Raw genomic sequence first — 282 nt, forward strand, 5'->3', positions numbered from 1 at the left:
CGGGCTGAGCTTCAGCCAGGAGATGATGGACGGCGACGTCGGAGCCCTCTCGGGCGGCTGGAAGATGCGCGTCGCGCTCGCCCGCATCCTGCTGATGCGCCCGGGCGTGATGCTCCTCGACGAGCCGTCCAACCACCTCGACATCGAGAGCCTGATCTGGCTCGAATCGTTCCTGAAGGGCTACGACGGCGCCTTTCTGATGACCTCGCACGACCGCGAGTTCATGAACCGCATCGTCACCAAGATCATCGAGATCGACGCCGGCGCGCTCACCACCTACTC

1 protein-coding gene is annotated in these 282 nt (G+C 64.5%); it reads left to right on the forward strand.

Going from position 1 to position 282, the window contains the following annotated elements; genetic code table 11:
* Positions 1–282: ATP-binding cassette domain-containing protein (locus tag ACLBYB_RS33445; RefSeq protein WP_447701452.1), on the forward strand; the 282-nt coding region annotated here is incomplete at both ends.

It is taken from the genome of Methylobacterium sp. D54C, from assembly GCF_053345595.1.